Annotated in this window: 21 protein-coding genes and 1 pseudogene; 5 read left to right on the top strand and 17 right to left on the bottom strand. The window is 45.5% G+C overall.

Annotated features, from left to right (window positions below; genetic code table 11):
* Nucleotides 1–180: 180 nt before the first annotated feature.
* From H6F74_RS23965 to H6F74_RS23900, 14 genes and pseudogenes are all read right to left on the bottom strand, one after another.
* Nucleotides 181–522, bottom strand: coding sequence for a cupin domain-containing protein (locus H6F74_RS23965; RefSeq protein ID WP_190444647.1), 342 nt, complete (start codon nucleotides 520–522; stop codon nucleotides 181–183).
* 152 nt (nucleotides 523–674) lie between these two features.
* Complete coding sequence (locus H6F74_RS23960; protein ID WP_190444646.1) at nucleotides 675–854, bottom strand: hypothetical protein; 180 nt, start codon at nucleotides 852–854, stop codon at nucleotides 675–677.
* 9 nt (nucleotides 855–863) lie between these two features.
* A complete protein-coding gene (locus H6F74_RS23955; RefSeq protein WP_190444645.1) occupies nucleotides 864–2,033 on the bottom strand; it encodes a zinc-dependent alcohol dehydrogenase in 1,170 nt (389 codons plus the stop codon).
* A 185-nt stretch (nucleotides 2,034–2,218) separates the two neighbouring features.
* A complete protein-coding gene (locus tag H6F74_RS23950) occupies nucleotides 2,219–2,647 on the bottom strand; it encodes a hypothetical protein (protein WP_190444644.1) in 429 nt (142 codons plus the stop codon).
* Nucleotides 2,648–2,719: 72 nt separating this feature from the next.
* On the bottom strand, nucleotides 2,720–3,889 hold the full coding sequence (locus tag H6F74_RS23945) for a zinc-dependent alcohol dehydrogenase (RefSeq protein WP_190444643.1): 1,170 nt from the start codon (nucleotides 3,887–3,889) through the stop codon (nucleotides 2,720–2,722).
* A gap of 389 nt (nucleotides 3,890–4,278) precedes the next feature.
* The gene (locus H6F74_RS23940; RefSeq protein WP_190444642.1) at nucleotides 4,279–4,683 is read right to left on the bottom strand and encodes a hypothetical protein; all 405 of its coding nucleotides are present in this window, start codon (nucleotides 4,681–4,683) and stop codon (nucleotides 4,279–4,281) included.
* An 81-nt stretch (nucleotides 4,684–4,764) separates the two neighbouring features.
* Nucleotides 4,765–5,481, bottom strand: a complete 717-nt coding sequence (locus tag H6F74_RS23935) for an SRPBCC family protein (protein ID WP_190444641.1) — start codon at nucleotides 5,479–5,481, stop codon at nucleotides 4,765–4,767.
* 229 nt (nucleotides 5,482–5,710) lie between these two features.
* Nucleotides 5,711–6,811: a DJ-1/PfpI/YhbO family deglycase/protease gene (locus H6F74_RS23930; protein WP_190444640.1), complete on the bottom strand. Its 1,101-nt coding sequence runs from the start codon at nucleotides 6,809–6,811 to the stop codon at nucleotides 5,711–5,713.
* A gap of 116 nt (nucleotides 6,812–6,927) precedes the next feature.
* The gene (locus H6F74_RS23925; RefSeq protein WP_190444639.1) at nucleotides 6,928–7,299 is read right to left on the bottom strand and encodes a DUF2267 domain-containing protein; all 372 of its coding nucleotides are present in this window, start codon (nucleotides 7,297–7,299) and stop codon (nucleotides 6,928–6,930) included.
* A gap of 261 nt (nucleotides 7,300–7,560) precedes the next feature.
* Nucleotides 7,561–7,809 (bottom strand): hypothetical protein, encoded by a 249-nt coding sequence (locus tag H6F74_RS23920; protein WP_190444638.1) that lies wholly within the window; start codon nucleotides 7,807–7,809, stop codon nucleotides 7,561–7,563.
* Between the two features lie 406 nt (nucleotides 7,810–8,215).
* A pseudogene (locus tag H6F74_RS23915) lies at nucleotides 8,216–8,371 on the bottom strand (HD domain-containing protein); the annotation flags it as partial.
* A 98-nt stretch (nucleotides 8,372–8,469) separates the two neighbouring features.
* Entirely contained in the window at nucleotides 8,470–9,108 is a 639-nt protein-coding gene (locus H6F74_RS23910) for a hypothetical protein (protein ID WP_199301579.1), read from the bottom strand.
* 20 nt (nucleotides 9,109–9,128) lie between these two features.
* Nucleotides 9,129–9,305: a hypothetical protein gene (locus H6F74_RS23905; RefSeq protein ID WP_190444637.1), complete on the bottom strand. Its 177-nt coding sequence runs from the start codon at nucleotides 9,303–9,305 to the stop codon at nucleotides 9,129–9,131.
* Between the two features lie 62 nt (nucleotides 9,306–9,367).
* Nucleotides 9,368–10,357: a serine/threonine-protein kinase gene (locus H6F74_RS23900; RefSeq protein WP_190444636.1), complete on the bottom strand. Its 990-nt coding sequence runs from the start codon at nucleotides 10,355–10,357 to the stop codon at nucleotides 9,368–9,370.
* A 266-nt stretch (nucleotides 10,358–10,623) separates the two neighbouring features.
* Between H6F74_RS23900 and H6F74_RS23895 the strand changes: the two genes are divergently transcribed.
* The 3 genes from H6F74_RS23895 (at nucleotide 10,624) to H6F74_RS23885 (ending at nucleotide 12,569) form a co-directional block, all read left to right on the top strand.
* The gene (locus tag H6F74_RS23895) at nucleotides 10,624–11,013 is read left to right on the top strand and encodes a MerR family transcriptional regulator (RefSeq protein ID WP_347269549.1); all 390 of its coding nucleotides are present in this window, start codon (nucleotides 10,624–10,626) and stop codon (nucleotides 11,011–11,013) included.
* A 61-nt stretch (nucleotides 11,014–11,074) separates the two neighbouring features.
* Nucleotides 11,075–11,566: a DinB family protein gene (locus tag H6F74_RS23890; protein ID WP_190444635.1), complete on the top strand. Its 492-nt coding sequence runs from the start codon at nucleotides 11,075–11,077 to the stop codon at nucleotides 11,564–11,566.
* 22 nt (nucleotides 11,567–11,588) lie between these two features.
* Nucleotides 11,589–12,569, top strand: a complete 981-nt coding sequence (locus H6F74_RS23885) for an aldo/keto reductase (RefSeq protein WP_190444634.1) — start codon at nucleotides 11,589–11,591, stop codon at nucleotides 12,567–12,569.
* 31 nt (nucleotides 12,570–12,600) lie between these two features.
* Here the strand turns inward: H6F74_RS23885 and H6F74_RS23880 are convergent, their stop codons facing one another.
* Entirely contained in the window at nucleotides 12,601–14,196 is a 1,596-nt protein-coding gene (locus tag H6F74_RS23880; protein WP_190444633.1) for an ATP-binding protein, read from the bottom strand.
* Between the two features lie 739 nt (nucleotides 14,197–14,935).
* Here H6F74_RS23880 and typA point away from each other — a divergent pair.
* A complete protein-coding gene (gene typA / locus H6F74_RS23875) occupies nucleotides 14,936–16,726 on the top strand; it encodes a translational GTPase TypA (RefSeq protein WP_190444632.1) in 1,791 nt (596 codons plus the stop codon).
* 109 nt (nucleotides 16,727–16,835) lie between these two features.
* On the opposite strand, the gene H6F74_RS23870 is transcribed toward typA, so the two are convergent.
* Nucleotides 16,836–18,050, bottom strand: a complete 1,215-nt coding sequence (locus tag H6F74_RS23870; RefSeq protein WP_190444631.1) for a PilT/PilU family type 4a pilus ATPase — start codon at nucleotides 18,048–18,050, stop codon at nucleotides 16,836–16,838.
* 235 nt (nucleotides 18,051–18,285) lie between these two features.
* The gene (locus H6F74_RS23865; RefSeq protein WP_190444630.1) at nucleotides 18,286–19,407 is read right to left on the bottom strand and encodes an RNA-guided endonuclease TnpB family protein; all 1,122 of its coding nucleotides are present in this window, start codon (nucleotides 19,405–19,407) and stop codon (nucleotides 18,286–18,288) included.
* 304 nt (nucleotides 19,408–19,711) lie between these two features.
* Here H6F74_RS23865 and H6F74_RS23860 point away from each other — a divergent pair, with 304 nt between their 5' ends.
* Entirely contained in the window at nucleotides 19,712–20,866 is a 1,155-nt protein-coding gene (locus H6F74_RS23860) for a DUF58 domain-containing protein (RefSeq protein ID WP_190444629.1), read from the top strand.
* Nucleotides 20,867–20,880 lie beyond the last annotated feature (14 nt).

Raw genomic sequence — 20,880 nt, 5'->3', positions numbered from 1 at the left:
TACTTTAAACTAATATTTTTTTATTTTTTTCATCAATATCTATATATTTATTGTTGAATTATTTAAATATTTAACTATACTAAAGACTAAATTCTCAATGACCATAAAAAACCCGTCTTCTGGAAGAAACCGGGTTTTTTATGGTTAATTTTTCAAGTGAGCTTATATACAAGCGTCGGCTTAATTCTCGTCGCGTCCGTGAACTTGAGCGGGTGGACTGGTTGCTTCAACTGCTGTAAAGGGTTCGAGAATCCGGTAGGTGTGGGATGTACCTTTGGGAACTACCCAAGAATCGCCCGATTCAAGTAACACCATCTGACTCTCAAGGTGCAACTCAGCCCGACCTTTAATGACGTAGCCGACAGTTTCATAATCGCGTGCGGCTGGTTCTTTGGGTTCATCTGGTTGCTCATCTTCCCAAAGGCGCATTGAGACAGTTTTGCCTGATGCGAGATATTTTTGTCCCATCTCACCTTTAGGGGAATTAGTAGAGTCTACTTTCATTACAGTTGTATCGCTCATGTTTCGTTGCTCCTTATTTAAAGTTTGATTTTTTGCCAAATTGGGCGGTGTAAATCGCCACCATCAGCTTTACAGCCTGAACCAAATAAAAAAAATATTGTGGAGAGGACAAAATGCCCGCCCCAACGTGCAAAGTAAAGGATATTAGCAGCTTACTTAATCCCTGATTGACTTCCAGTAGTGAGAATTTCGGCTGCTTGTATCGCTTCTTTAAACTTTTGCTGATTGGCTTTTGCTTGCTGTTCTAGTTCTTCGATAAAGCGATAAATTTCAAGGAGCGATTTTTCGAGCATCACCTTTTTTTCAAGCTTTATGCCTTGGTCGATATCCACCCTCTCACCTCACGGTTTTAGTACAACCTTGATGCAATTGTCTTTTTTATGCTTAAAAATCTCGTAGCCGTGCTTTGCTTCATCTAAGGGCAAACGATGTGTGATTACGAAAGACGGATCAATGTCGCCGTTCTGCACACGTTCCAGCAACGGCTTTAAGTATCTATGGACATGGGTTTGCCCCATTTTAAACGTCAAGCCTTTGTTAAAAGCTGCACCCATTGGGATTTTATCAAGGAAGCCACCGTAAACACCCGCCAGCGATACATGGCCGCCTTTGCTGCAAGCAAGCATTACTTGGCGCAGGGCGGTGGGTCGGTCGGTTTCCAGACGCACAGCTTGCTTTACCTGGTCGTATAATGCCATAGGCCCTGTACCGTGAGCCTCCATCCCAACTGCATCCAGACAAGAATCTGGCCCGCGTCCGCCTGTCATTTCTTTAAGTGCGTCGCCAACCTCAATTTCTTCATAGTTGAGAACTTCCGCCCCGCATTGCTCTTTCGCCATTTGTAGGCGTTCGGGAATGCGGTCAATAGCGATGACGCGCTCTGCACCTAGCATAAAGGCACTTTTGATGGCAAACTGTCCTACAGGGCCGCAACCCCAGACGGCTACAGTATCACCGGGTTGAATATTGCAATTTTCCGCCGCCATGTATCCGGTGGGGAAGATGTCAGTGAGGAACAGCACCTGATCGTCGGTCAAGCCGTCGGGAATTTTGAACAAGCCGACATCGGCAAATGGCACCCGCGCATATTCTGCCTGACCTCCAGCGTAGCCGCCGAATAAGTGGGAGTAGCCGAAGAGTCCTGATGGGGAGTGACCCATCATTTGTTCTGCCATCCAAGCGTTGGGGTTAGAGTTGTCACACAAAGACCACAAGTCCCGGTTGCAGAAGAAGCAGCTGCCGCAGGCGATAGTGAAGGGGACGACTACGCGATCGCCTACTTTCACATTTTTTACCGCACTCCCAAGTTCAACGACTTCCCCCATGAACTCGTGACCGAGAATATCTCCAGCCTGCATCGTAGGGATGTAGCCGTCGTAAAGGTGTAAATCGGAACCGCAAATCGCTGTAGATGTAATTTTAATAATTGCATCACGTGGGTTGAGAATTTTTGGATCGGGTACTGTATCCACCCGCACATCATTTGCACCATGCCAGCAAACTGCTTTCATTAAACTTTTCTCCTTAAATCATTAGTTATTAGTTATTAGCTAGATATAGCAGCCCTAAATGATTTTTAGAATGCTTTCTTGTCTCTCGTGCCTTTGCGCCTAAGCAGTTATTACACCAAGCCAAGAGAAAAAGAAGATTTTAAAAATCGATTAGGATTGCTATAGTTCTGGCTAATTACTGCGAATTACTTGTAATAAGGTTGGCTGCTGGTAACGTTATTAGCAGCATCATTGATACCTTCCTGTACGCCTTCACCTACTCCGGTAGCGTCTTCAACTTGATTGATAAACTTCTTGGTGCTGGGGGGAAGCGGTTCGTCAAGATTCAGTTTCTCTTTGATATTTTCAGCAACATCTTCAATTTTATCAACTATGCTGTTGCCCGTATCTTCAGCCTGGCTGGTGGCATTTCCAATGTCAGTACGTAGCGAACTATCAGCACCTTTAACTTTGTAAGAATCAGCCTCTGGTGTCAATGTAGTGGAATTAGCTTGCGCTTGAATTTGGTTGCCGTAGCCGAAAGCGCTGCCAACCAAAAGTGCTACTGCAAGCAGAAAAGCACTTACAATCTGGCGCAGGCGAACATTTTGCAGAAAAGAAATTACTTTGTTCATCGAAAAAACTCCATTTGATAATGTGAATGCTGCTAATGACTAAGTGCTAATTGTGGATTACTCTTAGCTATTTCAAGGCTTTAGCAGCACTTTGATACAGTTGTCTTTTTTGTGCTTGAAAATTTCAAAGCCTTGCTTCGTTTCTTCAAGAGGTAAGCGATGGGTAAATACGGCAGATGGATCGATTTCGCCATTCATAACTCGATCCAACAACATCGGCATATACTTCTGACCGAACATTTGCCCCATTCTGAAGGTCAAGCCTTTGTTAAAGGCTGCACCCATCGGCATTTTGTCCACAAAGCCACTATAAACGCCCATAATTGACAGGGTGCCGCCTTTGCGACAAGCCACCATCATTTGCCGCAGCACTGAGGGGCGGTCGGTTTCCAGGCGTACTGACTGTTTGGCTTCGTCGAAGAATCCCTCAAGACCCATGCCGTGTGCTTCTAGTCCCACAGCATCAAGACAGGAGTCCGGGCCGCGTCCTCCAGTCATTTCTTTAAGTGCTTCGCCAGCATCAACTTCCTCGTAGTTGATAGTCTCGGCTTTGCCGAAGTCTCTAGCCATTTGGAGGCGTTCGGGAACGCGGTCGATGGCGATAACTCTCTCGGCACCAAGCATATAGGCGCTTCGCATGGCGAATAATCCAACCGGGCCGCAACCCCAGATTGCTACAATATCTCCGGGCTGAATGTTGCAGAATTCTGCACCCATGTAGCCTGTGGGAAAAGCGTCGGAGATGGGCAGGATTTTTTCATCGGGAATGTCTTGAGGAACTTTGACTGCGCCATGATCGGCGAAGGGAACGCGCACGTATTCAGCAAAGGCACCTGCGTAGCCGCCGAATAAGTGGGAGTAGCCGAAGATTCCGGATGTGCCAAAGCCGAATACTTTCTCTTGCATCCAAGCGTTGGGGTTAGAGTTGTCGCACAATGACCACTTTTGCTGATTGCAATAGTTGCATTGACCGCAGCCGATGATGGAAGAGACGACTACGCGATCGCCTTTTTTCAAGGTTTTGACTTGACTGCCAATTTCGACGACTTCCCCCATAAATTCGTGACCTAGAATGTCACCCTGTTTCATCGTCGGGATGTAGCCATCGTAAATGTGCAAGTCAGAACCGCAGATGGTTGCTGATGTAATTTTGAGGATGGCATCGCGTGGGTTGAGAATTTTCGGATCGGGTACGTTTTCGACCCGCACATCATTTGCACCGTGCCAACAAACAGCTTTCATATCTTATTTGGATTTGAGATTTTGGATTGTGCAAACGTTTCGATCTGCTTCTAACTACTCAGCACCCTTAGCCGAAACACTCAGCACTTTTAAGGAAGAAATCCGGTTTCTTAGTTTTCCTGATAACTCAGTTGCCCATTTATTACCTTGAAATCCGGTTTCTTTCTTCTGATTGTCTAACCGAAGCGTCTTCTGTCAGCTCTGAATACAGTTCACTTAAGGGATAATTGTAGGTTGGGTTGAATTCTATGGGAACCTCAACAAATGCTGCTCACGATTGAGGTTTACTCCAAAGACCCAACCTACGAGGGCTTTAGCTTTTTAGCCCTAAATGAAGTGTATTAGGTCAGTTCTCAGTTAATTTCACAACCAGTGTTGTAGAAGTCAAATTACCTGGGTGCGCGATCTTTAGTTACGGATATTCCCTCGTAATTTTTGTCTTCAACAACACGAGGATCGCCCATATCAGCGCCTCGATCGTTATCAAACCTTTGGCTGCGGATAACGTCAGTTGTTTCGGAAATATTTTCTCCTAGCTTTTTGATGTTCTTCAAGCCAGTATTGCCAATACTTCCTCTGTCGCCTACATGGTCTTCAGCCATGTCTTTGACTTTCTCAATCGTTTCGCTGTCGATTGCGTAAGGATCGGCGGGATCAAAGCGGGTTTCTGCTGCTTGCGCTTGCACCGACACGCTGTTGCTAAAAGCCGGAATGACTAAAAATGCGATCGCTGCCAGAAAAACTGTAACCAGGCGTAAGCCAATATTCTGTAGTCGCTTAATTGTTTGATTCATTTGGTTTCTCCATTACGAGTTTTAAAGTTTGAAGGCAATAATTCAGTTGCCCTTTTTTAAGAATCCCATAGGATAAAATTCTTAACTTCTTCCGGAAGGTTGACCTTCTGTGGTGGCAATTTCGCCAGCTTCCATGAGCATTTTGAAGCGGTGGAGATCGTCTCCGATTTGCTGTTGTGGTGCTTCACCGAAAAGTTTAGTGATCGCTGCCCCAACTGCACCACCGGGCGGGTTATACTCAATGACGACTTTTACTTCTGTACCGCGATTGTTTGGTGCAGGGGTAAAACGAACAAACCCAGAGTTATCAATATCTGCGTCTTCAGCAGAAGCCCACGCAATAAACTCGTTTTCTTTCTCGTTAATTATGTCTGCATCCCACTCCACACTTGCGCCGAGGGGTGCATTAGCTATCCAGTGCGATCGCGTCTCATTGTAAACTGTCACAGACTTGAGATGCTTCATAAAGTTTGGCAGGTTCTCAAAGTTATGCCAAAAGCGATAAAGTTCGTCTGCTGGTTTGTTTATGGTTACAGTTTTTTCAACTTTAATGCTGTCACTCATGCCCGCTTTTTCCTGTATGGTGTCTTGAATGCTTTTATCTGCTTTTGCGCCGTGATAAACTAAACTTCCGCCTGCGATCGCCATCAAGGCTCCCCTCAGAGAACGTTTCCTTAAACCCATTAGCACCATTGCGCCGCCGCTAATTAGCGAACCCCAACGTTCGACATCTGACACATTGCTACTGCCACTATCTTCCGGCTGATTACTGGGTACGATATCTTGACTTGATGCCATTTCTTAATTTCCTCAATTGGTAATAGAAAAGTGGGGATTGGGGATTGGGAAGAATCTTACCTAGTCCCCTTGTTTCTCTTTTTCTTACCCCCCTTTGAAAAGGGGGTTGGAGGGAGTAAAACGCTAAGTACCTAGAAAATATCCCCTCAAACATCCCCTTGAAAAGGAGAAAAAAATACTAAAAATTAGGGTTGTAGGGTAGGTATTATCCACCCTACAAACTCCAAGCTTACATCTTGACAGCAGGAGCGCTTGTCGGCTTGGCAGGCATCACTTCTCCACTTGCCATGCGTGCTTTATAGAGGGATGCTAAACACTGCTCATACTTTGAAAGTTCCACTTCAATCTGCGTCAAAATTGCGGTTGTAACTGGATCGGTAAATTTCACCCGCAGGTTATTGACATCCACAACACCAGTTTGGAGATCGCCCATTGTCCGACGCAACAAATCGATATCGTCACTACCTTGGAGGGAAGTTTTCAATTTCGCATATTTATCAGCAGCTTGCGCCGGGATCGAGAGGTTTTCGCCCAGTTCTTTGATGCGAGATTCCAGCATCTGGATGTGACCCTGCTTATTTTGAATCATGTCTTGCAGAAGCGAGCGCAACTCCGGATCTGAAGTTTTTTCCGCATACTGCTCAAATGTTTCTTGCGAATAACGCTCACCCGTCAAAGCTGTATTCAAACCTTTAACAATATCGCCTTTTGTAGAGCCACCCCAAGAATCGGCTAGTTTCCACCATTCCGCAGTTATATCGTTCTCATTTGGTAAAGCCGCTTCTTTACCACCGTAACCAAGACGGCTGAGAATTGCTGTGGTGAAAATTGGCAAATCTCCAGGTTGACGAGAAGTAATTAAGTTGCCATCAATTACCACTGGTTCATCTACATAATTTGCGCCCGCATTGATTATGTCTTTGCGGATGGAAAAGAAACCAGTAGCTTGTTTACCTTTCAGCAAGTCGCCTTCAATTAAAACTTGCGGCCCGTGACAAACGGCAGCCACCAGTTTTCCGGCTTCCATTGCGTCTTGTACGAAGCGGACTGTATTCGGGTTTGTCCGCATTGTGTCGGGAGCCATGCCACCGGGGATAATCACAGCATCGAAATCAAGCGCGATCGCTTCTGTTGTCGTTCCATCCGGTTTCATTGACAATTTGCCTTGTTTACCCATATAGTTCTCGTTCATCCGAGAACCGAGTACAACCACTTCCATTCCCGCCATTTGTAGCGCTTTGTAAGGCACTTGAAACTCAGAATCTTCCACACCGTTTTCGATGAGGATGGCTACTTTTTTCTTGGTAGTGTTATTATTGCTAACTGTCATGCTTTTTCCTCCAATATCTTTATTTATCTTGAGAAATTTTGGGTAATTCCCAGAAACAAAACAAGGAAAAGTTCCAATTTTACCTAACTTTCAATTAGAACTTTTTATTCTTTGCATTATACGAATACCTCCTGGTAATCGTCCGAAAAATTAGGGCGGATATCTTCAAGTTCACCAGGTGTTACAGCTGCTTGCAACACGGTAAATACTGCTCGCGCATGAATTGCAGCGTTGGTATAACTTACACCTTCTCTTTCACCGACACGCTGATAAAACTCTTTTAAAGAAAAGTATTGACCGTTTTGACCTTCTCGTCCGTGCAAACAATCTTTTAACTCCACTGGCAGCTGTGAAGCCAAATTTTTTGCCTCGTCTCCCACGATACGTTCTCTCAATTCCAGTGTGGCACGAGTGGCACGTTCCTCTTCCTGGCTATAGTTTAGCTGAGCAACACTCTGAACCTGTTTAATAAATTGGTTGTAATTCACTTGCAACCTCCTACAAAAATCAGACTGAGGGCTGAGGGGGAGTTGTCTAGAGACACCAACTTATTGCGTCTCAAACAAAGGGCAAAAACGAATTTTTATACTTTATTTGTGAGTGCGATCGCTTGATATTTCTTAACTAATTTCCGCTTTCACGCTTTGCACACTCACTCGCCCAAAGAAAGGATTTTTTCCTAAAAGAAGCATTATCCCCTCTCAGCAAGTTTGAGCCACACCGTCAGGTGCAGCTATCTCAATCAATAACTATCTACCTACAGGCTGCGGTGCTGCAATCCGCTTCGCCAGCAATTCTTTGGCTCGTTCAGCGCGTTGGTACTCTTCGTCTTGCAGTTGTTGGAAAAACTCTATCAGTTCATCATCTCCAGCTTCCTCAGCGTCTTGGACGTAGATTTCGTAGGTGCTGGCACCCTCTAGAGCGTGGTATAGTACGCTGATCAGGTTATAGTGTTCGTCTGCGGTTCCAGTGTATTGTTCATTATCGCGATCAGACATATTTCTTCCCTCCAATCAATAAGCACTGACAATCCAGCCCATAGGGCTGCGTCTTGCCTTTAAGCCTATGTATTCACTCTAAGAGTCTGCTTCGCTCCTAAGTGATAGATATGCAAGGTTGCAAATTCGCTCCAAAGTAATACGTATTTTTCACTAGAAATAGCTATCCTTACATTTAATAACTTGAAATTTCCCTAAAATCTTCAAAAAATTAAAGTTTTAGTAGTAATTACTTAGGCATTTATCTAAACGCGCCACTTTTTTCTCCTATTTGAGGATTCACAAGAATCTCCAGGCGAGATATTTTGTATAAAAAATTATGGCTCTACCGCAGGAAATTACCGAATCCTATGGGATTGGTATTCGGGAAAAACGAGGAGTCTACATCAGCGGGCGCATTTTTGTATGCGATCGCTTCCTCTTCATTACCACCATGCTCTAGCACAATACTGGCAACTCCAAGTAAATGAGCAATATATGGCACACCTGAACCTTTGCGAGTTTGGTTCGCGTGCAGACGAGTAGTAAAGGTTAGGGCTTCGGTAAAGCGTTCTGAAATCATAATTTGTGTAATAGGGTGATGGGGACTGGGGACTAGGGACTAGGTAAGACTTTTTCCCCAATTCCCAATCCCCAATCCCCAATCCCCAATCCCCATTTTCAGTGTAATCCTGCCTGCCAAATTCCAATGTAAACGCGATCGCTCCTATCTCTCTCAATCACACCTTTAAGGGATTTAACAGAAAAAGAATACTTGCGAGACTTACGCAGCTTTACTTGTTGTAACCCCTGCTTGATTTGATCGTTGATTTGGCAACCCAACATACTATTCAATGTCACCAACATCACCTGATGGTCTACCTCTTGGGCGAAAGCTGCCTCAGTTTGACGTACCATTCCTGAAACTTTGTCAAGTAGAAAACCCAGGCTAACTTCGTCTGGTACTAATTGATAGAATATGGCACGAGTATTGGGCCAGTAGCCTCGGAGATTTCCGCTAGGAGCGCCTAGAATGTTTTGGACAACGCTATTATGTACTCCTGGTTGAAATCCTGGTATGCCAACACCCAAGGGAATATCTTTACATATATCGAAGTCAAATTCCTCTAGGCTCGGCTCAAGTCTTAACCCAGGTGGTACAGTTTCTAAAATCCGAGCAGGTACATTAGAAGGCTCGATGCTGAGAAATAATTCTGGCAATGGTGCCGAGAACGGCGATGCGTGTGTTGGTTTAGCCAGAAGAAAACTGGCAGCTATACACGCATTCATCAAAATTATGCGGTGAAACCTTTTCACCATATTTTTTTACTATTTTTATATCAACACGTATTTAGCCATAAAAAGCTGCTGTTTCTACCCCAGAAAATGCTGAAAGGATATAAATCAGCAGTACCAACCATATTCAGATTTGACGCAAGAGCGATCGCTCTAGGTTCCCCAGATAAGAGATGCGATCGCATCTTTTCTCGTTCCTTACGGAAACGAAAAACTCCCACTCAGCTTGCACTCAAATGCAAACCAATTCATGATTATGCTTGCATAACCCATGAAGAGTGCATCACTTTTCACAGGCTTTTCGCCATTTCTCACGCCAATCATCATTATCTTTTAAGTTATCTTCCTGCGCTTTCCGAAATCGCTCCCGCCAATCACCATTATCTTTTAATTTATCTTCCTGCGCTTTACGCAATCGCTCTTGCCACTCTCGCAGGGGACTGCCGTTGGCAATTCTTGGTGCGCCAATGCCCAACAATCCCAGCCATTCCTGTACCGACTGCGATCGCTCCTCTGGCTTTAATGCCATACCTTTGAGAATAGCGCGATTTATGCGATCGCTCAGAAGCGAATTTATCTGCTTGGGTGGCTCCAGTCGCATTCCATAAGCTCTCATTGGTGAAGGTAGCGGCACTTGTGCAGTTAACAAAGTATACAGCGTCGCCGCCAAAGAATAAACATCGGTGTAAGCACCCCTTTTCCCCCGCCAATCATACTGCTCAATTGGCGCAAAGCCACTAGAGCAAAATTCCGTCTGTGTCTGCGTCAGATTTGGGGTAAACTCGCGGGCGATGCCAAAGTCTATCAGCACAGCTTCAGTCTTACCCTTTCGCAACATGATATTTAGCGGCTTAACATCCCGGTGTAGTAAACCACGCTCATGAACAACCGTCAGCGCATCACCAATCTGTTGAATGTACCGTAACGCTTCGGTTTCTGGCAAAATCCCTTGATTCCAAACGTGAGAAGCTAGACTTTCCCCATCGATATATTCCATCACAATGCACCACAACCCAGCCTCTTGAACCACCTCATCAATTTTCACGATATGAGGATGATTAAATTTGGACAGTCGCAGCGCCTCATTCAGGAAATCCTGCTGAAGTTTGGCAAAGTCGCACCAGCGTTGCACCCAACTATTGAGGGTTTTAACTACCAGTAGATTACCCCTTTTGTTCTTCACCAGATAGGTAATCCCAAAACCACCTTGCCCTAGCACTTTTTCGATAGTATATTTGCCGTTTTGCAACTTTTGCCCAGGATTCCAAGCCATTTTCAAGCCTCCAAGACGCTTGCATCGGTTTATGAGACAGGCTGAAGCGATGCCTGATTTAGTACATATGTACCATATTTAAGGCGCAAATACAAGCAATTTTTCTTCCCAGCCAGAAGGAGGGAATTAACACGAGGCAGAGCCTCTTTATCTGCATTCCTAAGCTGTGCGTGGGAACGAGAGTTATTGCAACGTGATTGACACTGAACTAGAGAATCGCTAAACTGAATTTAACGTTAACGTCAATCTCGGCAAATCAACAGAGCGTGACTGAAAAAATGCGAATCGGAGAGCTTGCCCTCAAAGCAGGCGTGACTCCGCGAACAATTCGCTACTACGAGGATCTGGGATTACTTGGCCCTGCTGAGCGGCAAGGCAAAGGCTTTCGCTACTACACGGAGCTTGAACTAGCCAGACTCCGCAAAATTGATGCGCTCAAAGGGTTGGGATTAAGTCTGGAAGAGATTAGCAGTATCATCGACCTGTTTTTTGAAGAACCGACGATGTTACGAGGTAAGCAGAAACTACTGGAAATTCTGCAAACTCATCTTCAGGAGACTGACGAAAAAATCGTCGCTTTAGAGCAGTTTCGCTACGACTTGCAAGCTAATATCGCCCGGATACAGCAATATATCGAGGAGGTCAGCAACCAGTAATTTTTTTGTAGTTAATCTAACGTTAACGTTAAAGTTATATAGTTAGGAGGTGGAAACCAGTATGCTGATACAGCACTTCCAGATGCTGGCACGATACAACACACTCTCGAATCGCAAACTTTATGAAACTTGCGCTTTGCTTTCGGATGCAGAACGCAAGAAAATCAGACCAGCCTTTTTCAAAAGTATCCACGGGACGCTAAATCATATTATGGTGGGCGATCGCATCTGGATGACACGTTTCCAGGGCAAAGAAATCCCATCCACCGGACTCAACGCCATCCTTTATGAAGACTTCGACCAACTCAACCAAGCGCGTGTAGCAGAAGATGAGCGGATTGAAAGCTTTGCCTCTGGTTTAACCGAAGAATTTTTGGCGGGTACGATTCAGTACCGAAATAACGCCGGAAAAATTTATACCGATCCCGTCAATTTGTTAGTCGCCCACTTTTTCAATCACCAGACACACCACCGGGGACAAATTCACGACCTGATAACCCAGACAGAAATTGTCCCGCCAGTTCTGGATATGCACCGGATTGTTCGACCATAACTTAATAAGGAGAAATGGAATAATGAAACTACGCAAACTCGGAAGCCAAGGATTGATGGTTTCAGAACTGGGACTGGGATGTATGGGAATGTCCGAGTTCTACGGCGCAGGCGATGAAGCCCAATCAATTGATACCATTCACCGCGCACTGGATCTCGGTGTCACCCTGCTCGATACTGCTGATATGTACGGAACCGGGGAGAATGAAAAGCTGGTAGGAAAAGCTATTAAAGACCGTCGCGATGCGGTCGTACTAGCCACAAAATTTGGCATCCAACGCGGCGAGGATAGTAGTTTTCGGGGGATCAATGGCAGTCCGGAATACGTGCAGCAGGCGTGTGATGCTTCGCTGCAACGGCTTGGACTTGATTACATTGACCTATACTACCAGCACCGCGTCGATCCCAACGTTCCCATTGAGGAAACTATCGGTGCAATGGCAGAATTAGTAAAGCAAGGCAAAGTCCGGTTCCTGGGACTTTCTGAAGCTGCTCCGGCAACGATTCGACGCGCCCATGCAGTTCACCCGATTACTGCTTTGCAATCAGAATACTCGCTTTGGCAGCGGGAGCCTGAAGATGAGATTTTACCCACAGTACGGGAATTGGGAATTGGCTTTGTGGCATATAGTCCACTTGGACGGGGGTTTCTCTCAGGACAAATTACCAGTCCCGATAATTTTGCTCCCGATGATTACCGCCAGCATTTGCCACGCTTCCAAGGCGAGAATTTTCAGAAGAATCTGCAACTCGTTGAACGGGTGAAGGAAATTGCCAACGAAAAGGGTGTCACGCCGGGACAACTAGCTTTAGCTTGGTTGCTCTCGCAGGGAGACGATATCGTCCCGATCCCCGGAACCAAGCGCCGCGCCTACTTGGAGGAGAATGTGGCAGCTGCTGCCATTACCTTAACTCAACAAGAGCGATCGCGCCTTGACGAAGTAGCACCCAAGAACGTTGCAGCAGGCGATCGCTACGCCGATATGAGTTCCGTAAATCGTTAAGGAATCGCCCTTAACGAGAATACCAAAAATTTTAGTTCGCGCCACAGGAGTAAGTGTGGCGCGATTCTGTTAATCTCTGACTTTGCAATGGCAGCTTAACTGTAAACGTGCTACCCACTCCCACTTCACTACTTACTTCAATCTTGCCACCGTGCAATTCCACGAACTTTTTGACAATGGATAATCCCAGCCCCGTACCGGGAATCTTACCCACATTTCCTGCTCGATGAAACACTTCAAACAGTCGTTTTTGGTCATTTACAGGAATCCCGATACCTTGATCCTTAACTTGGATAATTGCCTCCTGATTCTGACAAGAAAGCTCAAAATATACCTCACCTCCTGTGGGTGAATACTTAATAGCATTTGAAAGCAAATTAATAAAAATATGCCGCAGCAGTTTTTCATCCATATAAGCTAAGCTACAACAATTGGTTATCGAATTTCCTGCTTCCGATTCCTGACTTTGTTGTTCATCAACGTCTCCGCCTTTAAAAACAAAATTGACCGCATGACCTGCATTACTAAACTGCATCTCCTCCACCAACTCCAAGCAAAACTTTGCTAAATCAAGGGTAGCTGGGTTTATCTCTAATTTTCCGACTTCCGCTTTACTGATTGTCAGAATATCATCTAACAACTGCGTCATATTTCGAGCAGCCAATCGAATGCGCTGAAAGTACAAATATTTTTGCTCTTTACTGGCAACATCGCTATATTTTTCCAGTAATTCAGCAGATATTGTAATAACATTGAGCGGATTGCGAAACTCGTGCGACATTATCGAAACAAAGTCGAATTTACTTTCGTTTAATTCTTTTTGTTTCTCCAGCTCCCGGCGAATCTCTTCATTTTGCTGACGCTCTGTAATATCGCGACAGTTAACAACAATACTTGCTACTTCTGGTGAATATATAATTTTTTTACAAACAGATTCAAGAATTCGCCAAGAGCCATCTTGATGCTGAAACCGAAATTTTATAAATAACGTGCTACTGGGGTTATTAAGTGCCTGATGCAGGTTGTTAATAACTTCAGTTACATCCTCCGGGTGAATGTAACCAAGGAGATTTTTTTCTACTAATTCTTCTGATTCGTAACCCAAAACTCTATGAACAGAGGGGCTTATATAATACACAGTGCCATCAGTACTCAGAACTGTAATAATATCTAAGGCATTTTCAATGAGAGAGCGAAATCGTTCTTCGTTCTCGCGTAAAGCTTGTTCCGCTTCCCGTCGTTTTTGTCGCTGGAGGGCTTCACGTAACTCCCGTTCAACAGCAGGGATAAGTCGCGCCAAGTTGCCTTTCATGATGTAGTCAGAAGCTCCAGCTTTCATAGCATCAACAGCCATCTCCTCACCGATGGTTCCTGACACAATAATGAATGGTATATCCAGTTTCTTCTCCTGCAACAAACTCAAAGCACCAGGAGCGCTAAAACAAGGCATAGAGTAATCAGCAATGACAATATCCCAATGCTGTTTATCCAGCGCTACGATGAAAGCATCTGCTGTGTCCACCCGTTCGTATATAGGATGGTAATCACCGCGCTTTAGTTCATATATTAGCAGTTCAGCATCTTCTTCTAAATCTTCAACTATTAGAACACGCAGCTGTAACTTCATCTGCATTCCTCAAAGTGGCTGTTCGCTTAAAGGCCGTCAGCAGATTGCTGAGTGCTTGACGGCTGGTATAAATTGTACATAATATACATTAACAATACAAACATGAGAAAAAGCTGTAACCTTTGATTAGGTACTAGTTGCTTGCTTTGGTGACGAGTAACTGCCGGACAAAGTTTTTTTTTGTAGCCGTTAGCATACGATAATCAATTACCTTTACCCGATTGCCAGGTACTATCAACTCATAGGTAATAATGCTTTGTTTAAAATCCAGTTAAGTTAAAATTTTTTACTTGAAATTGGTTTTTAACAATAAGTTTTTATTAAGTAAATGGATATAGTTATTTGTTAGGATGGGTATAGTAGCATTACCCATCAAACCATATCAATGTTGCGTGGGTTTCCAATGTTCCAACCTACGTTAGATATTTAGTTCAATTATGTCTACCTACTTGGCAAAGTTGTAATTTTATCGCCGAAAGAGAGTGCAGTAGGTTAAGCCTGGTTCTACCGCGCTTTCAACCGATACGCGATCGCTGCAAAGCATCTTGAGAGCGATCGCTACCTCCACCCCCTCTTGGGAATTCTGCCTTTGAGCTGCACGGAAACCTATTTAGCAATATTTGAAGCAATTAAGCTAGAATTGTTACGGCTTCTTTACAGCATTCCTCTTAGATGACAAATTCTGTTAAAGAGCTTCTTAAATTTAACTGAGTCGCAGTACCAACTCTGGAACGCTCCTATGAGTCTCCCCATTCGCAACGTCGCAATCATTGCCCACGTCGATCACGGCAAAACCACCCTTGTTGATGCCCTCCTCAAACAATCTGGCATCTTCCGCGAAGGGGAAGACGTTCCTGATTGCGTCATGGATTCCAACGCCCTAGAGAGGGAGCGGGGCATCACAATTTTGTCGAAAAACACCGCCGTCAGATACAAAGAAACCCTAATCAATATTATCGATACCCCCGGACACGCCGATTTTGGCGGCGAAGTCGAGCGGGTGTTAGGCATGGTCGATGGCTGTATCCTGATTGTGGATGCCAATGAAGGCCCCATGCCGCAGACACGATTTGTGCTGAAAAAAGCCCTGGAAAAGGGATTGCGCCCTATCGTTGTCGTCAATAAAATAGACCGTCCTCAAGCTGATCCTCACGGCGCAATTGATAAAGTATTGGATCTGTTTTTGGAACTGGGCGCAGATGACGATCAGTGCGATTTCCCTTATCTGTTCGCCTCCGGTATCAATGGTTATTCCAGAAACACCCTGGAATCCGACAACATGGATATGCAGCCCATGTTTGAGGCAATTCTGCACCATGTCGCGCCACCTGTAGGCGATCCGAATAAGCCTTTACAGCTGCAAGTGACAACCCTGGATTATTCTGAATATCTGGGTCGGATTGTGATTGGGAAAATCCATAACGGCACAATCCGAATGGGGCAACAAGTGGCTTTGGTGACGGAAACCAGCGCCATTGTGAAAGGTAAAGTCTCGAAGCTGATGGGTTTTGAAGGCTTAAAGCGGATTGATTTAGAAGAAGCCTCTGCGGGAAATATTGTGGCGGTGGCTGGTTTTGCCGATGCGAACATTGGCGAGACAATTACTTGCCCGAACGAACCGCAAGCTTTGCCGCTGATTAAGGTGGATGAGCCTACCTTGCAAATGACCTTCTCGGTGAACGATTCGCCGTTTGCCGGACAGGAAGGGACGATGGTGACATCAAGACAAGTACGCGATCGCTTGTTCCGCGAACTCGAAACTAACGTCGCCTTGCGTGTCGAAGATACCGACTCTCCCGATAAATTACTGGTTTCCGGTCGAGGCGAACTCCACCTCGGCATCTTGATTGAAACCATGCGCCGGGAAGGTTATGAATTTCAAGTTTCCCAGCCGCAGGTGATTTACCGCGAAGTTAGCGGTCAACCCTGCGAACCTTACGAATGTTTGGTTTTGGATGTTCCGCAAGAAGCCAGCGGTGGCTGTATCGAGCGTTTGGGACAGCGCAAGGGCGAAATGCAAGATATGCAGATCAGTACCACTGGTCGCACCCAGCTAGAATTTGTAATTCCTGCCCGTGGTTTAATCGGCTTCCGGGGTGAATTCATGCGCCTCACCCGTGGCGAAGGGATTATGAACCACAGTTTCCTAGACTATCGCCCCATCACCAGCGATATGGAAACTCGCCGCAACGGTGTCTTAATTTCGTTTGAGGAAGGCGTTGCTACCTTCTACGCCATGAAGAATGCTGAGGATCGGGGTGCGTTCTTTATCACTCCGGGTACCAAAGTTTACAAAGGCATGATTGTTGGCGAACACAACCGCCAACAAGACTTGGAACTCAATGTTTGCAAGGCGAAGCAGCTGACCAACCACCGTGCCTCTGGCGGTGATGAGTTAGTGCAGTTGCAAGCGCCAATAGATATGAGCTTGGAGCGTGCCTTGGAATACATTGGATCAGATGAATTGGTGGAAGTAACGCCCAAGTCGATTCGTCTGCGGAAGCTGGCGAAGAAGCTGGCGAAGCGGTAATTATCTCAGGTAACCCGCCGGTTTCAACCTGCGGCTACACAAAAAAGCCCGCCTGCGCGGGCTTTTTTATTGGGGGTGTCACATCATCTTCGGTTGATGTAATCTGAGATTACATCCAGCTGCGAGTCGAGGAGTTAGAAGCATCAACCCCACCTGTACGGATACGGCGATCTAGATCGTTGGGATCTGGGGAAGCGTTCAAGGCTTCCTCAAGGGTAATCCGACCCTCCAGCATTTCATTGTAGAGAGCCTGGTTCATCACCTGCATACCGTCGTACTGGTCGTTTTCCATTAACCGGAATGCCTCCTCATTTTCACCTTTGAGCAGGTAATCTTCCATTGCAGGTGTATTAATTAAAATATCGTGGACTGCCGTGCGCCGACTATCTGTGGTAGGGAGTAGGAGTTGGGCTACTACAGCTATCAGAGATTGGGTAATCTGTATCCGCATCACTGGCTGTTCATCTGCTTTGTAGAGGTTTAACAAACGATCCACAGCACCGATAGCGCTTCTGGTATGCAGAGTACCCAAAACTAAGTGACCCGTTTGGGATGCTTGCAAAGCTGTTTCAATGGTAATGCGATCGCGCATTTCCCCAATCAGAATTACATCCGGGTCTTCCCGCAAAACTGCCCGTAGCGCCTCGTGAAAGTCATTGGTATGCAAACCAACTTCCCGCTGACTAAGTAGACAATTTTGCGAAGAGTGAACAAATTCAATCGGGTCTTCAATTGTCACAATGTGCTTATTCATCGTCTCGTTCAGATGACGAATCATTGCTGCAAGTGTAGTTGATTTACCCGATCCCGTAGGCCCTGTAACTAGGATTAGTCCTTGGGGTTTTGACACAATGTCTTTGAGGACTTGCGGTAAGTTTAAACTATCAATAGAAGGGACATCCAGAGTGATTAAGCGCAGCACCATCGCTCCGCCCATCAAAGTCTCAAAGCAGTTCACCCGACAGCGCACGAAACCTGGATAGAAAATCGCTGTATCCAGCTCTTTTTTCTCAGCGAATTGCTTTCGCTGAGCTGGACTCAGAATCTCTGCCAGGTATCTTTCATAGATTTCTGGTGTCACCCTCATCTGGCTTTCAGATTGGGTTATCTGACCTCGAACCCGAAATCTGGTAACTTGCCCAACTCTAATGTGAATGTCAGAGGCTTTGTGATGAAACGCTTCCTTAACCAATTGTTTAATGGAAGTATTAACTTTGCTGACCTCTGGTAGTCGCCCTGTCTGCATCTGAGGAGGAGGTGGCGGTGGTGGCATATGTGGAGGAGCCTGAGGCTTCAATTTGCCAGCATCATTGATTTGTGTCATTTTTCCGGTTTCCGCGAGGTGTTAACTAGGTTGAAGGGGGACTGGGGACTGAGGGGCTAGGGACTGGGTAAGACTTTTTTTCAATTCCCAATCCCCAATCCCTAATCTTGGTCAGTTAGTATCGGTAAAACCACAGTTTAATGGATCTAGTCTATAAATTCTTTTTTAAGTAAAGCGTGAATTTACTTAAATATTTTGACATACTCCCCGGCGTAAACGCACGGAGATTCTAGGCTCAAACAGCAATTGCAGCTTTTGACTGTCTGACATCGCCTAACCTAACAGTTGATGCCCCAACTGCTTGAATATTCAAAGCCGCGTTTTCATCCCGCCCGTTGATACACCCGCACGATGGACAACGCCAAACTCTGACCGACAAATCCAATTCTAAGACGTGACCGCAAGGGGAACAGGTCTTGCTGGATGGATACCAGCGATCGATATAGACAATGAGTTTGCCTTTCTTTTTCGCAACCCAGTCAAGAATTTTCAGGAATTCCCCAAAAGCCAAATCAGAAATTTTACGCCCCCAAAGACGCTGCATTCCTTTGAGGTTCAACGTCTCAAAACACAGCACATCAAATTTGTCAGTCAGGTCGTGAGCTTGTTTCCAGAACCAACCGCTACGGCGGTTAGAAACATTTTCATATTTGCGGACTAGATGCTTTCTTGCACATTCACGGTTGTTTGAACCTTTAACTTTCTTAGAGTGCCGACGACTAGCTATCTTAACGTCACTGAGCGACTGTTTGAAGAATTGGGGAGATTCAATTGTGGAACCATCAGAGCAGGTGAGAAACGTTTTCAACCCAAAATCAAACCCAGCGATGCGACTCGTCTCGAATTTGATTTCCGGCTCACTGCTGCTGTCAACTACAACCACCATAAACATTTCACCCAATGGTGTCCGCTTTATAGTGAGCGTTTTGACCCTACCCTCAATCACTCTAGAGTTCCAATACTGATAGACCTTGCTACCAATCTTAATACGATTGCCACCCAAGAACTTGTAGCCAGCTTGCTTCAAGGTGAAGGACTTGTATCTTCTGACTTTCTTGAATCCCGGTGGTCTAACTCCTTTTTTGTTGTGTTTAAAAAACAGTTGATAGGCTTTCTCAATCCGTTGACAAATATCCTGCACCGCTTGAGAGCCGACTAATTGCCAGAACTCTTTACGTTTCCGGAGCTTGGCGATATGAGCTTGAAGTTTAGCGCAATTTAAGTGTTTGCCCCACATCTGGTAATACCGCTTGTGGAGAGCAATACAGTGGTTATAGATAGCTCCAGCAGCGTTAATTGACCGCTTGAGAAATCGATTCCGCTTGTGAGTGTAGAGCTTAAACTTCAATGTCTTCATGCTAGGATTGTACAGCGAATAACCTTACTTAGCGATGAAGAAACGATTAGATTTTCAGATTGAGGAATTTGAGTTTCTTGCTTCAAGGGAGAATATTTCTTGGCTGTGGACACGACAAAGACTGATGTATTAAGGGAACTGATTAGAAGCCTGAAAGCGGGAGCTTTCTAAATCCGCCCTAAAAGTGCGGGGCTTTAGACCCATTTTTTTCGGTAAAAAATTCCCGGATAGCCGCAAAAAATTTTATTTATTCGTAATCTGATTTTTGTTAAATTGCTTGTGATATAGCGATTGGGCGCTTTTAATGAAAAACGTTGATCGAATGGCAGAATGGTTAGAAACTCGTTGGGTAAAGCCAGCCTATGGGGGTGGGATACTCTTAGCGATCGCTATCTGTTTTTTTGGAGCCGCCACTAACACTATGGCAGGGTGGCTGTATGTTATCAGTGGTGTAATGTTAGCACTTTTGGGACTCTCGGCTATTTTACCAGCCCGAAGTCTCAAGTCTTTGCGAGTCAACCGCCGTCCCATCCAACCAGTGAGTGTTGGTGACGAGCTAACAATCGAATTAGATATAGAAAATCCAGTTGACAAATCCCAAAACCTGCTACAAATCCAAGACGATCTCCCCTTCGTTCTGGGAAAACCTGTACACACACCGATAGAAACTATTCCCCCGAAAAGCATCCACCACTGGATTTACTACCAACCAGCCCAAAAACGCGGCGTTTATCGGTGGATGACAGTGCAACTCAAGACAGCTGCCCCTCTGGGGTTGTTTTGGTGTCGGCGCGATCGCCATGTTCCAGCAACAGCCTTCGTCTATCCTACAGTTTTACCCCTGATCAATTGCCCTCTAATCGATGAAATTGGGCAAGATACCAGTCCCCAATTTCTCAGTATAGATCGTCGTTCCCAGGCAGCAACAGAAGGAGTAACGCGAACCCTGCGTCCCTATCGCGTCGGCGATCCCACCCGCTTAATTCACTGGCGAACCAGCGCCCGGTTAGGACAATTCCAAGTCCGCGAGTTGGAAACCTTCACTGGAGGACAAGAAGTAATTATATGCCTTGACAGTGGCAGCATCTGGAACCCGGAAGATTTTGAACAAGCCGTAATTGCTGCTGCATCCCTATACTTCTATGCCAGTGGACGACAGTTAAATGTGAAACTTTGGACAGCCTTAACTGGATTAGTGCAAGGTCATCGCGTAGTATTAGAAACCTTAGCCGCAACATATGCTGGAGAAGATGCGATCGCTCTGAGTCCGCCCAATCTTCCCTTAATTTGGCTGACTCAGAACCCAGTAACACTAACTGCCTTACCCCCTGCTAGCCGCTGGGTGCTATGGATGCCATCATTAACTGAAGCTGCAACACCCGTAAATCGCAATTCCCCTGGAATAATCATCAACACTGAGCAACCGCTACAAGTTCAGCTACAGTCACCCCTGAGATAGATTTCTTCACTAAC

The sequence above is a fragment of the Trichocoleus sp. FACHB-90 genome, from assembly GCF_014695505.1.
GTDB classification, from domain to species: Bacteria; Cyanobacteriota; Cyanobacteriia; order Cyanobacteriales; family FACHB-T130; genus Funiculus; species Funiculus sociatus.
The sequence above is the reverse complement of the archived record's forward strand: the minus strand, read 5'-3'. Positions and strand labels throughout refer to the sequence as shown.

Excerpts from the sequence above, each read along its gene's own strand:
- H6F74_RS23965 (WP_190444647.1), bottom strand. The coding sequence starts at position 522 with ATGAGCGATACAACTGTAATGAAAGTAGACTCTACTAATTCCCCTAAA.
- H6F74_RS23955 (WP_190444645.1), bottom strand. The coding sequence starts at position 2,033 with ATGAAAGCAGTTTGCTGGCATGGTGCAAATGATGTGCGGGTGGATACA.
- H6F74_RS23950 (WP_190444644.1), bottom strand. The coding sequence starts at position 2,647 with ATGAACAAAGTAATTTCTTTTCTGCAAAATGTTCGCCTGCGCCAGATT.
- H6F74_RS23945 (WP_190444643.1), bottom strand. The coding sequence starts at position 3,889 with ATGAAAGCTGTTTGTTGGCACGGTGCAAATGATGTGCGGGTCGAAAAC.
- H6F74_RS23940 (WP_190444642.1), bottom strand. The coding sequence starts at position 4,683 with ATGAATCAAACAATTAAGCGACTACAGAATATTGGCTTACGCCTGGTT.
- H6F74_RS23935 (WP_190444641.1), bottom strand. The coding sequence starts at position 5,481 with ATGGCATCAAGTCAAGATATCGTACCCAGTAATCAGCCGGAAGATAGT.
- H6F74_RS23930 (WP_190444640.1), bottom strand. The coding sequence starts at position 6,811 with ATGACAGTTAGCAATAATAACACTACCAAGAAAAAAGTAGCCATCCTC.
- H6F74_RS23920 (WP_190444638.1), bottom strand. The coding sequence starts at position 7,809 with ATGTCTGATCGCGATAATGAACAATACACTGGAACCGCAGACGAACAC.
- H6F74_RS23910 (WP_199301579.1), bottom strand. The coding sequence starts at position 9,108 with ATGGTGAAAAGGTTTCACCGCATAATTTTGATGAATGCGTGTATAGCT.
- H6F74_RS23900 (WP_190444636.1), bottom strand. The coding sequence starts at position 10,357 with ATGGCTTGGAATCCTGGGCAAAAGTTGCAAAACGGCAAATATACTATC.
- H6F74_RS23890 (WP_190444635.1), top strand. The coding sequence starts at position 11,075 with ATGCTGATACAGCACTTCCAGATGCTGGCACGATACAACACACTCTCG.
- H6F74_RS23885 (WP_190444634.1), top strand. The coding sequence starts at position 11,589 with ATGAAACTACGCAAACTCGGAAGCCAAGGATTGATGGTTTCAGAACTG.
- H6F74_RS23880 (WP_190444633.1), bottom strand. The coding sequence starts at position 14,196 with ATGAAGTTACAGCTGCGTGTTCTAATAGTTGAAGATTTAGAAGAAGAT.
- typA (WP_190444632.1), top strand. The coding sequence starts at position 14,936 with ATGAGTCTCCCCATTCGCAACGTCGCAATCATTGCCCACGTCGATCAC.
- H6F74_RS23870 (WP_190444631.1), bottom strand. The coding sequence starts at position 18,050 with ATGACACAAATCAATGATGCTGGCAAATTGAAGCCTCAGGCTCCTCCA.
- H6F74_RS23865 (WP_190444630.1), bottom strand. The coding sequence starts at position 19,407 with ATGAAGACATTGAAGTTTAAGCTCTACACTCACAAGCGGAATCGATTT.
- H6F74_RS23860 (WP_190444629.1), top strand. The coding sequence starts at position 19,712 with ATGAAAAACGTTGATCGAATGGCAGAATGGTTAGAAACTCGTTGGGTA.